This is a genomic window from Anaerostipes stercorihominis (assembly GCF_057535655.1).
In genome coordinates, this window is sequence record NZ_BAAJCL010000010.1 from 64,722 (window position 1) to 78,719 (window position 13,998).

A 13,998-nucleotide genomic window follows, 5' to 3' on the forward strand; every position below is an offset into this window, starting at 1 on the left:
TCATTAAAACGGGACCTTCGGTTTTATCATAACTAAGAAGAATTGACATTTTTTATTTTTTTTCTGTACTTTCTTTGATTTTATCTGCGTTAATTTCCATCCAGAGATCTGCATTTTTAATCTGCAATTTCTCCGGATTAAATACCGGATCCAGTCCAGCCTCTTTTTGCTCTTTATAATCCTTATATACTTTAACAATCGTAGGTGACATAATTAATAAAATAATAACATTAAACCACACCATCAGTCCCACACCAATTTCTCCTGTTGCAAAACTTGTGGATGAAGATTGAATTGCAAAGTAAAAGAATACCAACGGCATTATCACCCTAAGTACCCAAATTGCCGTACTTCGTACCTTCTTATTATATTTGCTGAGCATATAAGCAATTGCCGTCTCTCCCTGATAATAGTAATTTAACAAAGTAGTAAACGCGAAGAAAAATAAGAAGAATGCGAGAATCGTTGCTCCGATTTCGCCCGGAAAAATAGAATTTAATGCTTCCTGCACCCAGGCAACTCCCGGTTCTACCGTATTTTGTGCGACTGCTGCTGAGCCGCTTGCTGTATGGATCACATCTCCTGCTGTATTCTGTACGTTAAAGCAGTCTGTTAAAATAATAATAAATGCTGTACAGAGACATACAAATACATCAATATAAACACTGAAAGAGTTCACCAGTCCCTGAACTCCCGGATGAGCACACTCTGTCGCAGATGCCGCCGGCACGGCTTCTCCCATACCTGCTCCGGAGGAATTTACACTACGTTTCACTCCCCACAATACTGCCGTTCCCATCATGCCTCCAAAGACCGCATCCATTCCAAACGCACTGGAAATAATCAATTTCAATGCTGCCGGAATGTGTCTGATATTAAAAAATATAATAACAATCGTTAATATGACAAACCCAATCGTCATAAAAGGAACTACAACTTCAGCCGTTTTCGCAATTCTTCGAATCCCTCCTGAAATGACAATGAACAATAAAACAGCGGCAATTGCACCTGTAATATATTGAGAAACCCCCAGACTCGTTTTGAATCCACTTGTAATGGAAAAGGCATGCGGAGCTACTGTTAAAATCGGAACACAAATTAACGTTAGCACTGCATAAACAAATGCCAATTTCTTTAATCCCATACCACGCTGAATATAGTAATATGCACCTCCACGATATTCTCCATCCTGTTTAATTTTATAAACCTGCCCCAATGCACATTCTGCATAGGAGATCGCTGTATCTAAAATAGAAGTCAACAACATCCAAAAAACTGCTCCGGGTCCTCCGCTCCAAATTGCAACTGCTACACCTGCCACATTTGCCGTACCCACACGATATCCGATCACTGTACAAAATGTTGCGAATGGCGAAATTCCTGCTTCCGAATCGCTGGAATTAAACAGTAGCTTGATTTGATGTTTTATATTCCTTACCTGTACGCCTTCCAACCGAATCGTAAAATAAACTGCTGATCCTAAGATTAAAAATATGATCGGATTCGACCAGACAATGTTATCAATCGCAATAAATAACTCACTTAAACCGCCCATCATTCCCTCCTTTTTACAGGGTATCCACAGGCATCCTTTCGAAGCAAAGATGCCTGCCTTATCAAAATCTCTTACCAGTCATGTTCAAACATTTCCTCATTTGCCTCAATATCCAGAGATGTATAACCACTTAACTTAATTGCACGTACCGGTCCTCTCTTTGTAGATTGAGGTACTTTATAAGGCGGAACCCCCAATTCTTGTGCAATAATACGTTCAATCGTCTTATTACAGTTCCGTCCCTGGCAAAGTCCCATTCCCGCTCTTAGCAAACGTTTTACTTCATTCACGCTGGTTGCGCCCATTCTGACCGCTTCGATAACTTCTTCTTTTGTGATTTCCTCACAACGGCATACATACATCTGATCTTCATCAATTCTATCAAGTTCGCTGTCAGAAGGAGTTTTCGTTTTATGATTGTCAGCCATCCTTGATTTATCTATGGAGATGTTTCGTACATCCATCCCAAACCCTTTTGGAACTTTTACCTCAACCACTGCTGTGCGATCATTGATTTTTGTCATAACCACACGGGCAATCGTTCCCATTGTGAGGAATTCACCTGCTCTACTTAGACAGAACACTTCCTGATCCTTTTGAGGAAGTGGATAGTATTCATACGGAATTGTTACTGTATCATATTCATCATTACTTAAATCCACCAAAAAGCATGCCTGACCGGGACACTTTGCAACACATAATCCACATCCGATACACTTTTCTGTGTCAACCACCGGTAAATTTGTAATCGGTTCTCCAATCGTAATCGCATGATGCGGACAAGCGGCTTCACATGGATTACACGGAATATTTTGTTTACATTCAATCACAACACATTTCTTTTTTGATAGAGCTTCCATTCCCGGAAAGCCTGGAATATCTTTTACTTCGTCAATATCTAAATAACCGTTCTTAGCAAGCATTATTCTTCACCTTCCATTCTTTCATCTCTTCGATAATCTTTTCTTTAGCATCTGCCCGCCCAGATCCAAATGGACCTGTCCGAAGCTGATTCAAAGAATTCCAAACATTTTCCTTCGCTTCCGCTGCCAATTCTTTATCAATTCTTCCAAGAGCTTCTGCTGCTGCGATTCCTGCCAATTTTCCTTCTTCAATCGCAGATGACGCTTCTTCCACACCGGAAGAATCTCCTGCAACGTAAATTCCTTCTTTTGTTGTCATCATATTCCTATCATGCATTGGAACCTGAGAACCAAGTCTTCCTGCATTTACAAATGTGACATCTGCCATTGATGGCAATCCAATATCCGGAGTTAACCCCACTGCAATTCCAATGGTATCACATTCAATGAATTCTTCTGTTCCCTTAATCGGCTGAAATTTATCATCTACTTTTGCTATAATGGCACCCTTTACTCCAGTCAAGTCTTCATTTGGTACCGCTTCTAAAATTGTATGTCCTGTATACATTGGCACACCGGCTCTTCTGATTTTGGCAGAATGTACCCCATATCCGCCTACCTGAGGAGCCGCTTCTACAATCCCTGCCACTTCTGTTCCCGATTGCAGCAATTGGTAACTTACAATCAAGCCAACATTTCCGGAACCGATCATTAATACTCTTTTTCCTACTCCAACTCTATGTACATTAATCATCGTCTGAATTGCACCTGCTCCGACAACTCCAGGAAGTGTCCAACCAGGAAAAGACAATGGATTTTCAGAAGCTCCCGTCGCCATAATAACCTTTTTGGGTTTGACAATCAATCCTTCTTCTCCATTCACAGCCAAAGCCACACCCTCATCATTTGGATAAATTCCGTAAGCTACTGTATCGAGCATAACTTCTACACCTAACTTTTGCACTTCATCCAACAGCTCTGTCCCGATATCAACACCTCTTGTCCCTGCTTTATGTCTTCTAGAACCAAAAAACTTATGAATCTGTTTAAATAACTGTCCGCCGGGTTTACTGTTTTCATCAACAACTAAAACACTTGCGCCGTATTTTGCTGCTTCAATTGCTGCGGAAAGTCCTGCTGGTCCTGCTCCGATCACAAGAATTTCTACTTCTTTTGCCATTCTTTATACCTCCCATTTTCCAAGACCATCCTGTGTCTCAACTACCATACCATCTTCTACCGGAGTAATACAGGTACGAACATTTGGATCTCCGTTCACAGTCATTACACAGTTGGTGCAACGACCAATTCCGCAAAAATATCCTCTTGGTTCATGATGCTTCGGACTAATATTCGCAACCTTAATATCATTTGCAAGGAGCGCTGACAAAATAGGTTCTCCCTCTTTTGCCGGAATCTTTTTCCCGTCAACTGTGATCCAAACTTCCTTTTTTTCTTTCAGATCACCTAAAATAATATGATTTTCTATTCTGGACATATGCTATCCTCCTAATCTTCCTCAGACTTTTTTAACCTGAAAATATTCTTCTCCGTTCATACATTTAATCGCATGTGCTGCCACTGCCGGACCAATACAATAACCGCAGAATCCTGTAACTGCATAATAAACACCCGGATAATCATCTACTTCACCGATATACGGAAGTCTCTCTGGTGTAAAGCCTTCAAAGCCAGACCAGCTACGAAGGATATTCAACTTCTTCAAAGATGGTATAATATCCTGAGCCTCTCTTACGTTAAAGCATAAACCATCAATGGACACATCTTTTCTTTCACTTGTCGCTAGATCTCCATAACCCTCACGTCCACCACCAATCAAAATAGATCCTTCTGCAGTCTGCTTCATTGTCATCGTTGGTGTTGTGATTGTATAGTCAATAAAATGCGGCGCTTTTTCTGTAACCGTAATCATATTATGCTTTTCTTCTAACTCGATGTGAACGCCCAGAGGATCTAATAATTTTGGAGAACGAATTCCACTGGAAACTAATATTTTTTGTGCATGATATGTTTCGGTTTCAGAAACCGCATAATAGCCGCCTTCCGAAGCTGGCTCAATCTTAGTTATAAGCTCATGATCTTTAAATTGAACTCCTAATTTCTTCGCTGCCATAAGAATGGAAACTCCAGCCTTCAGCGGATTAGAATATCCTGAAGTAGGACTAAAGTTCGCTGCAATTACTTCACTGTCTGCCATTGCAGGGACCATCTCAAATACCTCTTCTCGAGTTAAACGCTGAATTGGCAAATTGTTCTTTTCAAATCTTTCTTTTTGTTCATCTAGAATATGTAAATCTTCTTCTTTTAATATACAGTATAATCCACCGGTTCTGTGATATCCTACATCAATTCCATCCTCATTCTGAAATTCATTCCATAGTTTTGCTGATAATATATGCAATGGCAATGATTTTGGAGGTTGCTGCAATAATTCCAATCCACCGGCATTTACTCCGGAAGCCTCATTGCACGGATAGGTTCGATCCACCACCATTACCTCTTTTTTATCTTTTGCTAAGAGATATGCCGCACTGCATCCGACAATTCCCGCACCAATAATCAAATATTCTGTATTTTTCACAAGAACTCCTCCTTGTTTACAAACGATCTATTTGTAGTCTACCTAAGGTTTTTAGAAAATCCAGAGAATCCTCTGAAAGGATTCTCTGATACATGAAATAGAAATTTTTCCCGTACAAATCTCAAAAATTCATAACTTATTATTATGAAAGATTTGTCTTAGAGAGTTCTGCAATTTCACTCCAATCCAACACTAATTTCTTTTCTTCATCGCTGATTTCATGACGAGGCGGTAAACAAATTCCTTCCTCAAATCCCATAACCTCCTGAAGAACATATTTAACTGCCTGTGTAGGTTTTGGAAAACGTTCCGTCATATTAACAACTGGATATATTTTTTTGTAAATTTCCAATCCTTTTGCATAATCTTTTTCTACAATCATCGCATTATGGAAATCTGCTGATAATTTCGGAAGAATATTTGCAGTCATACTGATCCATCCAATCGCACCTGTGGCATATGCCTGATATAATAAGTAATCGCATCCACAAAGCACAGCTTTTTCTCCTTTTGCTTTTTCTGCTTCAAAAATATAATCTGTCATTACATCAATTGTCATAGAAGCATCTTTTACAATTTTTACATGATCCAATTCATACAATTTTCTCATTGTTTCTGTTTCGATCGGACTACTGCAATGAGGGTTGTTATATACCATAATATCGAGCCCTGAATGCTCATTGATATATTCATAGTGTTTGTAAATTTCTCCCTGATCCATACGATAATAGAAAGAAGGTAAAACCATCGCTGCATCTGCTCCTGCTTCACGAGCATTCTCCATCAGTTCTACTACATCTTCTACACGTTCTCTGGATGCTCCGACAATCACAGAAGCTCCAAGATTCTTAATATATGGCACCATTTCTCGAACATATTCTTTGTGTTCTTCCATAGTCACACTTTGATATTCACCAGCTGCCATTAACACACCGACACCGCCGATTCCATTGTCAATCATCCATTTTGCATGTGCTTTTGCAACTTCATAGTTAAAGCTTCCATCCTCTTTAAACGGTGTTACCATAGCCGGAAATACATGTGTAAATTTTTTTAAACTCATAGTTTCTTCTCCTTTTCTTTGATATATTATTACGTTAATTGTTCGCTATTGAAAACTTGAATCTTCATAAAACTGTTTCATACCATATTGTAATTTCATAGTTTTTTCAAATAATTTATCGTACGCATCCTTCACTTCTAAGTTTGGTTCATATGTAGATTCAGCATAAATAATTTCATCTGCTGCTTTTTCGCAGGATTCCCAAATTCCTGATGCAACTCCAGCCAAAATCGCAGCGCCAAGACATCCTGAACTTTCTGTTGTAGACATAATACTAATCGGAATTCCCGTGGCATCCGCTTTCAACTGACACCATACATCACTTTTAGACCCCCCTCCAAGAGCAATGATTCGTTCTACTTTTACTCCCAAAGGTTCCATCGCATCCATCATTCTTCTAAGAACCATGGCAATACTTTCCATGACCGCTCTCGCAAAATGATATTTATTATGTGCCAAGGTAATCCCAAAGTAAACACCTCTCTGATGATTGTCAGTATCCGGAGGACCTGATCCCTGCAAATGCGGAATCATCACTAATCCATCATTGCCCGGAGCAATTTTCATGATTTCTTTTCCAAGCTGATCAAATGCTGACATTCCGCCTTCTTCCTCAATTTTCTTTTCCATCTGACAAAACGTATCGCGAAACCACTTTAATACCATTCCGCCACTTGAAAATGCGTGCAGCATATACTTTCCGGGAATTGCACTTGCAAAACAAGGCATTTGCATATCGGGATCCAAAATCAGTTTATCTACAATTGCCACCGTAGACAGATTGGACCCTGTGCAATCTGTAAACGATCCCGGTCTGACATTGCCGACCCCCAAAGCTCCGCATGCCTGATCCAATGCCCCTGCATTTACAGTTGTTTTGGTACTTAATCCAAATAATGCCGCACCTTCCGGCGTAATATTTCCAACCTCTCCTCCCTGTTTCACAATTTCCGGAAGCTGATCTTCTCGAATCCCCAATAAATCCATCATTTCCGGCCAATACTTTCTCGTATTAATATCCCAATACATCGTTGTACAGAGAATAGAATCTTCACATACCATCCTTCCGGTTAACAGATAACTGAAATATCCCTTAAGTTGCACATATTTATAAGTCTTATGATATGTTTCAGGTTCATTTTTCTTTAGCCACAAAATTTTTGATGCCGGCCAAATTGCATCCATCCCGGGCTGTCCTGTATGTTTCTGGATATTTTCTTTTCCAATAGCTTTTTCGATAGTCTCTGCTTCCTGAGCTGCACGAATATCCATCCACACAATCGCCGGTCGAATCGGCTGATAATTTTCATCCAGACAAATAGTCGTTTCTCCCTGTGCAGACATTCCCACGGAAATAATATCATCGGAACAAACTTTTGCCCTTTCCATAGCGGTCTTTGAGGCAAGGATAAAGGTATCAATGTACTTTTGAGCATCCAGTTCCGCATACCCCGGCTGTGGTGTTTCTAATGTATATTCCACGGTTTTCGCTCCGCATTCTTTACCCTTTTCATCAAACACTGCCGCTTTAATTGCAGTTGTTCCAAGGTCCACACCTAAAATGTAACCCATATGCACCCTCCTTTCCTTTCTTCTTAATATTTCTTTAGTTACTTAAGTAGCCTAAAACATATTCCAGATTTTCACGGAAACCTCCATCTTTTACAAAATTCCTATTAAATAATGCACTTCCCATGGTATATTCCGCAACACCGGCTTCTTCCATTGCATCCATGCGTTCTGTCGTTCCAATGCTTCCTGCAATACAAACTTTCTCTGCTCCAACTGCATCAATCACTGCTTTTGTAAGTTCAACTGCATCTCCATCAGCATAACGATAGGCTGTCAAATCAACTCCTGCCGCTCCTTTTTCAATACACATTTTTGCAGATTCAACTACAGATTCAATACTTCCTTTAAGCTCTACCGGGCTTCCTCCAACCTTCCCGACAAAAGGACAATATTTCAAATTATGTTTCTTAGCATATTCAAACACGGAGTCAAACGGCAAAGTTCCTGTTAAATAATCAAATCCGCACTCGTAGGCCAATTTCGCACCTTCTAAGCATCCTTCCTCGGTATAAGTGACAACTTCAATATAAGTTTCTTTTCCTGCATCCTTCATCGCTTTTGCAAGTTGAATCATTTGATTCTTTTCCAATCCTACATCCTTAAATCCCCATTTTTTTGCATCCAAATCTTTACACTCTTCAAATACTTCTGCTGCATTTTTAACTGTAATATCATTGTTGGTTAACATAATAATTAATTCTGCTGCCATCTCTTATCTCCTTTTCCTATTCTGAAGGCGCCATACTCCAACTGGTAATGGATATTTCATCCCCAATATTCGTTAACTGATGCGGTTCTCCCGGCGGAATAATCTGTGCATCTCCTTCATTTAATTGATATAATTTATCTCCACATCTTAAAAGGACCGTACCTTTCACTCCATAAAATACTTCATGAGAATTCTGATGTCCCGAATCCACGGCTCCCGTCTGCCCCGGATGAAGCTGAGATGTTCCAAAAGTTATTTTTTCTGTTTGAAAATATTGTCTGCATACTTCAACTCCTTCCAAAAACATCTCTGCCTGTTCAGCTTTTACCGTCTTTGTTTCCATTCCGTTTCTCCTTTCTTGTTGATAATTGTATTTTACCAGAAACAATCATCGTTTACAATCGTTTTTTAATTTTATTATCATTTTTGTTAATTGTTTATAATTGATATTCGCTTTTTTTGTGCATTTTTACAATTTATATCCGTTTAAAATCATCGTTTTTCATTTTTTATCGTCTTTTATCATTTTTTCTATTGTCTTCTTTCTTGAGATCATCTATAATAAAATCAGAACATCATTATTCAAACGAAAGAAGGGATCGATCCAGTGGCAAAATCAACAAATGCTCAATTTTCAGAAGAGCGTGAGCAAATTATTATGGAAATTTTAGAAAAGCAGGGAAAAATCCGTATTACAGAAATTACAGATATCTTAGGCATCGCTCCGTCAACCGCACGTTTGCAGCTTCAAAAAATGCATGATAAAGGGATGTTACTCAGAACTCATGGCGGCGCCATTATGATTGGAAATTCAAATACTAAGAAAAAAGAAAAAAATTTTCATGAAATTTCTCGAAAGGATAAAAAAACTAAAATCGCAGAGGAAGCTCTTAAGACCATTCATGACGGAGATTACATCGCTCTAAGCAGCGGTACCACTACTTTTTTACTAGCTTCCATGCTTCATGACAAAAAAGAACTTACAGTTGTTACCGATTCCCTGCCCGTAGCATATGAATTATCTGACAATTCAAATATCACTGTGTATATTTGCGGTGGATGGATTATGCACCGCAATCGTGCCTGCCGAGGTATCACTGCTGAAAATTTTTTCAAGGATCTAAGAGTTGACAAAGTTTATTGCAGTGTTGATTCTATTAATATCGATTATGGAATTACATCCGTAGATTTTGATCCAAGAACGGAAAGTGCTGTATGCCGCTGTGGGAAAGAATGCTATGTACTTGCAGATTCCACGAAATTTCATGTCAAACCTTTTCTTGATAAGGTAATGAATCTTTCTGAAATATCTTATTTAATTTCAGATTCTTCTCTGGAAGAAAATTATATTCAACTTTTGAAAAATAAAGGAATTCAGGTTTTAATAGCAAATTGAACATCACCTCAAAAATTTAGTCCAAAAACAAAAGATAATTGATGAAAACCAAATAAGGATATCCCACGAAAATATATGTTTTTCATACATACATTTTCGTGGGATATCCTTATTTTCAGTCCGTGTGCCAAAACAACTTTTCAGATCTATATTAACCCTTGTTCCTTGCAGTAATAATAAATTCCATCTTCTGCAGCACTTCCGCAAATCATATCCGCAGCTTTTTTCACATTTTCTGTAGCATTTCCCATGGCAATTCCACATCCCACCGCCTGCAGCATTTCAATATCATTGGTTCCATCGCCAAAGGCAAGCGCCTGATCTTTCTTAAGATGGAAATACTCTAAAACTTTTGCAACGCCAAGTCCCTTTCCGCCTCCGGAAGGAATAATATCTGCTGCACGCGTCCACCACGCTGTGATTTCGGCTCCTTGAACTCCCTTTAAAATATGTGGATATTCCTCCTTGCGGCATCCAAGCATGATCTGATAAATTTCCTCCGCTGCCAATGCTTCAAAATCCTCCGCCAATTCCACTTTCTGTTTGGAAATCGCATAATAGTCTACCAAATCCTGATCTCTTCCATTTGCTCCTAAACGGTCCAACGCCGCAAGCGAAACCGGACGCCCGATTTCTTTTGTGTTCTCAATGATTTTTTTTACATCAGGAGCAGGAATGGGGTTTTTAAAAATCACCTCCTGTCCTGTATAACAGTAGGAGGCATTATACGTCAAAAAAGCATCGAAGCTGATTCCCGGAAATCGAGGAACGCTTCTCGGAGGCCTTCCCGTCGCAATACAAATACGAATTCCGTTATGCTGCATTCTGTTCAGTGTTTCCAACATTTTGTTGGAGATTTTCTTTTTCTCCATGTCGATCAAAGTTCCATCAATATCAAAAAAAACAATTTTTATATTTTTCATGTCCGTCAAAGACTCCTCCCATTTTTCCTGTTTTTTCTATTATAATCGATCTTTCTTTTCAGTTCCACTCTTTCTGACTTGGTCCATTCTGTCTCTTGTGATAAAAACATAAATTCCTCATGTTTTTATCACATTTTTTTCACATTTTCCGGCTATACTAAAATCATAGCAAGTAATCAATAGCACAACTTACTTAGCTAGAAACTTTTTTTCATACTTTTTCATAATGCCGGAGACACCCCTCGTCTCCGGTTTCCTCATTTCTGAGCATATTCCCCATAATACTTGGTAAAAATAATGCGAATCACTGGAACATTCCAGGATTGAAAGTGGTGTACAGGACCTCGGACAAGCCCGGTCTTTGGCTCATCGCTGTCACAAAAGGGACCTTAGATTTCTCCAAGGTCCCTTTTTTCAAATTCAATCATTCCTTTTACCTACCGGTCATCCATCGGCACGTATTCCTTTTCATCCGCAATGCTCTGATATGCCGGACGCATAATCTTATCAACATTAGTTAATTCTTCCAGACGATGTGCACTCCATCCGACAATTCGTGCCATTGCAAAGATTGGTGTAAATAATTCTAACGGAATATCCAGCATACTATATACAAAGCCACTGTAAAAATCCACATTGGCGCTGACGCCTTTGTATATTTTTCGTTCTTCTCCAATCACCTTTGGCGCCAGAGTTTCAATTTTGGAATACAATGCAAAATCTTTTTCCCTTCCCTTTGCCACTGCCAATTTCTCGACAAATCCTTTGAAGATCTGGGCTCTCGGATCCGAAATACTGTACACTGCATGTCCCATTCCGTAAATCAATCCTTTTTTATCAAAAGCCTCTTTTCGCAGTAATTTTCGCAGATATTCTTCTACCTGCGCCTCATCTTCCGTATCTTTCACATGAGCGCGGAGATCCTGCATCATTTCCACAACTTTAATATTGGCTCCTCCATGTTTCGGTCCCTTGAGAGATGACAGAGCCGCCGCAATCACAGAATAAGTATCAGAGCCTGCAGATGTCACCACATGTGTCGTAAAGGTAGAATTATTTCCCCCTCCGTGTTCCATATGAAGAACCAGGGCAATGTCCAATACTTTGGCTTCCAGTTCCGTATAAGCTTTGTCTGGCCGGAGCATCCGCAAGATATTTTCCGCCATAGAACAAGTTACATCCGGGCGGTGAATGTACAAGCTGTCGTCATTGATATAATGGTTATAGCCGTGATAACCGTAAACGGCCATCATCGGAAATACACTAATGAGCATCAGACATTGACGAAGTACATTTTCCATAGAAATATCTGATGTATTCTCATCATAAGATGCCAACGTCAACACACTCTTTGTCAAAGTATTCATAATATCCTTTGATGGCGCTTTTAAAATTACGTCACGGGTAAAATTTTTGGGAAGCGTCATACTGGAAGCTAAAATCTGGCGAAATTCTTCCATCTGTTTACGGTCCGGCAGTTTCCCAAATAATAACAGATATGTAATTTCCTCAAATCCATATTGGTTTCTTTTTTTAAAACCGTTGACTAAATCGTAAATATCATATCCTCTGTAAAATAATCTTCCATCGCAAGGAATCTTCTTTCCGTTTTCCGTTTTACTGGATTGAATACATGAAATATTCGTCAGTCCTGCCAACACTCCAACACCATCTAAATCCCGCAGACCACGTTTAACTCCCAGTTCTGTATACAATTTCTTATCAATTTCACAATTATTCCGGCAGACCATCGCCTGGCGATTTAAATATTCGTTCATTTCTTCTCTTGTCTTCGTCATGGTTTCCCTCCTTATTTCCAGTCTCTTCTCTTTATATTTTTTTATCATATCTTTTTATTTGATTTTTGTCAACTATTGATTTTTGTTAATTGAATGTTATAATCATGTTAAAATATTGAAAGGAAGAAACCCCCATGAAAAATATATCCGCACTGTTTGAAATTTTCCCAATTTGTCAAAAACTTTTATTAAACTCCATAGATCTTCATTCCATTGATCTTACAAGAACTCAAATATTCATTTTGTTTTCCTTATCCTCCAGAGAACGGCTCAATATGTCCCAATTATCTTCTTACCTGGCTTCCTCCAAAGAGCAGACAACCCGCGCCGTTACCCCTTTGGTTAAGGAGGGATTTTTAAAACGATTCCGAAGCGAAGAAAACCGCAAAAAAGTTTATGTACAGTTAACACCAAAAGGAAAGGAATTCATCCAACAGGAACAAATTTTAGTGAAACAACGTCTTTCTGCACAATTTCAGACCCTATCCCAACAGGATCAGGAACAGTTTCACAAATCAGTGGAGACCATTCTCTGTCTGTTAAAAAAATTAGAAAAAGAACTTTAAGTTGATTATTTCTTTACGAACTTTTCCCGGTGGAGTATACTGATCATATTAAGATTTTTTGGGAGGTTTTTATGAAAGCTGATTTACACTGTCACACTGTATTATCTGATGGCGCTATGGATATTGACCAGCTCTTACATTATGCGAAGCGAATTGATTTGGATTACGTTGCCATTTCCGATCACGAATCCACCCACTCCATTCCCGCTGCAAAGGCTCTGGGCGAAGAGCTTGGTCTGCAGATCATCCCCGCTGCGGAAGTGAATGCATACCATAAGGAAACCGGAATTAATGTACATCTTCTGTGCTATTATCCCATGGATTTAAAACGCCTTCAGCACCATCTTGACAAAGATTTAAAGGTCTTTTCCGACTCGGTCGTAAAATCTTACCAGTCACTGATGGAGCAATATCCGGTCACCATGGATCAGCTTTTCGACGCTTCCAGACGAAGCACCGGCATTTATTATACTCATATTATGCAAGTTCTGTCTTCCATGGGATATACAAAAACCCCAATCGGACAGCTGCATGATGAACTGTTCCATTCCGGAAGCCCTCATAAGTTTCCTTATCAGTATATGGATACCTCACAAGCCGTCCAACTGATCCGCTCCTGTGGAGGAGTTGTGGTTTTAGCTCACCCGGGACAATATAAAAATCCTATGTTGATGGAAATGATGATAGAAGAACAATTATTAGACGGAATTGAATGGAACCATCCAAGGAATGATTCCAAAACAAGAGAACAGATTGAACTTCTGTGTCGCGAACATGATCTTTTTATGACCGGAGGAACCGATTTTCATGGTCTGTATACCAAAACTCCTTACCCTCTGGGAAGTTTCCTCTGTCCTCAGGAAGGACTGGAGCGGCTGATTGACGCAGGCCAAAAAGCCAATACCGCCTATCTGCAGCAACAGGCTGCCTCCAGTCCCATTCATTAAGTC

Annotated in this window: 14 protein-coding genes; 3 read left to right on the forward strand and 11 right to left on the reverse strand. The window is 39.4% G+C overall.

Annotated elements, in window-relative coordinates; all coding sequences use genetic code 11:
- Positions 1-52: 52 nt before the first annotated feature.
- From AC27EF_RS09945 to AC27EF_RS09985, 9 genes are all read right to left on the reverse strand, one after another.
- Positions 53-1,558 carry an alanine/glycine:cation symporter family protein gene (locus AC27EF_RS09945; protein WP_487110598.1) on the reverse strand — a complete coding sequence of 502 codons (1,506 nt, stop codon included), beginning with the start codon at positions 1,556-1,558 and terminating at the stop codon, positions 53-55.
- Positions 1,559-1,626: 68 nt separating this feature from the next.
- On the reverse strand, positions 1,627-2,478 hold the full coding sequence (locus tag AC27EF_RS09950; RefSeq protein ID WP_487110599.1) for a (2Fe-2S)-binding protein: 852 nt from the start codon (positions 2,476-2,478) through the stop codon (positions 1,627-1,629).
- Complete coding sequence (locus tag AC27EF_RS09955) at positions 2,468-3,598, reverse strand: NAD(P)/FAD-dependent oxidoreductase (RefSeq protein ID WP_487110600.1); 1,131 nt, start codon at positions 3,596-3,598, stop codon at positions 2,468-2,470. Before AC27EF_RS09955 ends, AC27EF_RS09950 begins: the two co-directional genes overlap by 11 nt.
- A 3-nt stretch (positions 3,599-3,601) precedes the next feature.
- Positions 3,602-3,916 (reverse strand): (2Fe-2S)-binding protein, encoded by a 315-nt coding sequence (locus tag AC27EF_RS09960; RefSeq protein WP_487110601.1) that lies wholly within the window; start codon positions 3,914-3,916, stop codon positions 3,602-3,604.
- Between the two features lie 21 nt (positions 3,917-3,937).
- Positions 3,938-5,020 (reverse strand): NAD(P)/FAD-dependent oxidoreductase, encoded by a 1,083-nt coding sequence (locus AC27EF_RS09965; RefSeq protein ID WP_487110602.1) that lies wholly within the window; start codon positions 5,018-5,020, stop codon positions 3,938-3,940.
- Positions 5,021-5,162: 142 nt separating this feature from the next.
- Positions 5,163-6,083, reverse strand: coding sequence for a dihydrodipicolinate synthase family protein (locus AC27EF_RS09970; protein WP_487110603.1), 921 nt, complete (start codon positions 6,081-6,083; stop codon positions 5,163-5,165).
- A 45-nt stretch (positions 6,084-6,128) separates the two neighbouring features.
- Complete coding sequence (locus tag AC27EF_RS09975; protein ID WP_487110604.1) at positions 6,129-7,655, reverse strand: xylulokinase; 1,527 nt, start codon at positions 7,653-7,655, stop codon at positions 6,129-6,131.
- A 34-nt stretch (positions 7,656-7,689) separates the two neighbouring features.
- A complete protein-coding gene (locus tag AC27EF_RS09980; RefSeq protein WP_487110605.1) occupies positions 7,690-8,364 on the reverse strand; it encodes a hypothetical protein in 675 nt (224 codons plus the stop codon).
- A gap of 16 nt (positions 8,365-8,380) precedes the next feature.
- Positions 8,381-8,707, reverse strand: a complete 327-nt coding sequence (locus AC27EF_RS09985; RefSeq protein WP_487110606.1) for a cupin domain-containing protein — start codon at positions 8,705-8,707, stop codon at positions 8,381-8,383.
- Positions 8,708-8,971: 264 nt separating this feature from the next.
- Here AC27EF_RS09985 and AC27EF_RS09990 point away from each other — a divergent pair, with 264 nt between their 5' ends.
- On the forward strand, positions 8,972-9,760 hold the full coding sequence (locus AC27EF_RS09990) for a DeoR/GlpR family DNA-binding transcription regulator (RefSeq protein ID WP_487110607.1): 789 nt from the start codon (positions 8,972-8,974) through the stop codon (positions 9,758-9,760).
- Positions 9,761-9,906: 146 nt separating this feature from the next.
- Here the strand turns inward: AC27EF_RS09990 and AC27EF_RS09995 are convergent, their stop codons facing one another.
- Positions 9,907-10,683 (reverse strand): Cof-type HAD-IIB family hydrolase, encoded by a 777-nt coding sequence (locus tag AC27EF_RS09995; protein WP_487110608.1) that lies wholly within the window; start codon positions 10,681-10,683, stop codon positions 9,907-9,909.
- A gap of 437 nt (positions 10,684-11,120) precedes the next feature.
- Positions 11,121-12,482: a citrate/2-methylcitrate synthase gene (locus AC27EF_RS10000; protein WP_487110609.1), complete on the reverse strand. Its 1,362-nt coding sequence runs from the start codon at positions 12,480-12,482 to the stop codon at positions 11,121-11,123.
- A 134-nt stretch (positions 12,483-12,616) separates the two neighbouring features.
- On the opposite strand from AC27EF_RS10000, the gene AC27EF_RS10005 reads away from it, so the two are divergent.
- The gene (locus AC27EF_RS10005) at positions 12,617-13,048 is read left to right on the forward strand and encodes a MarR family winged helix-turn-helix transcriptional regulator (protein ID WP_487110610.1); all 432 of its coding nucleotides are present in this window, start codon (positions 12,617-12,619) and stop codon (positions 13,046-13,048) included.
- 71 nt (positions 13,049-13,119) lie between these two features.
- Entirely contained in the window at positions 13,120-13,995 is an 876-nt protein-coding gene (locus tag AC27EF_RS10010; RefSeq protein WP_487110611.1) for a PHP domain-containing protein, read from the forward strand.
- The last annotated feature ends 3 nt before the right edge of the window (positions 13,996-13,998 follow it).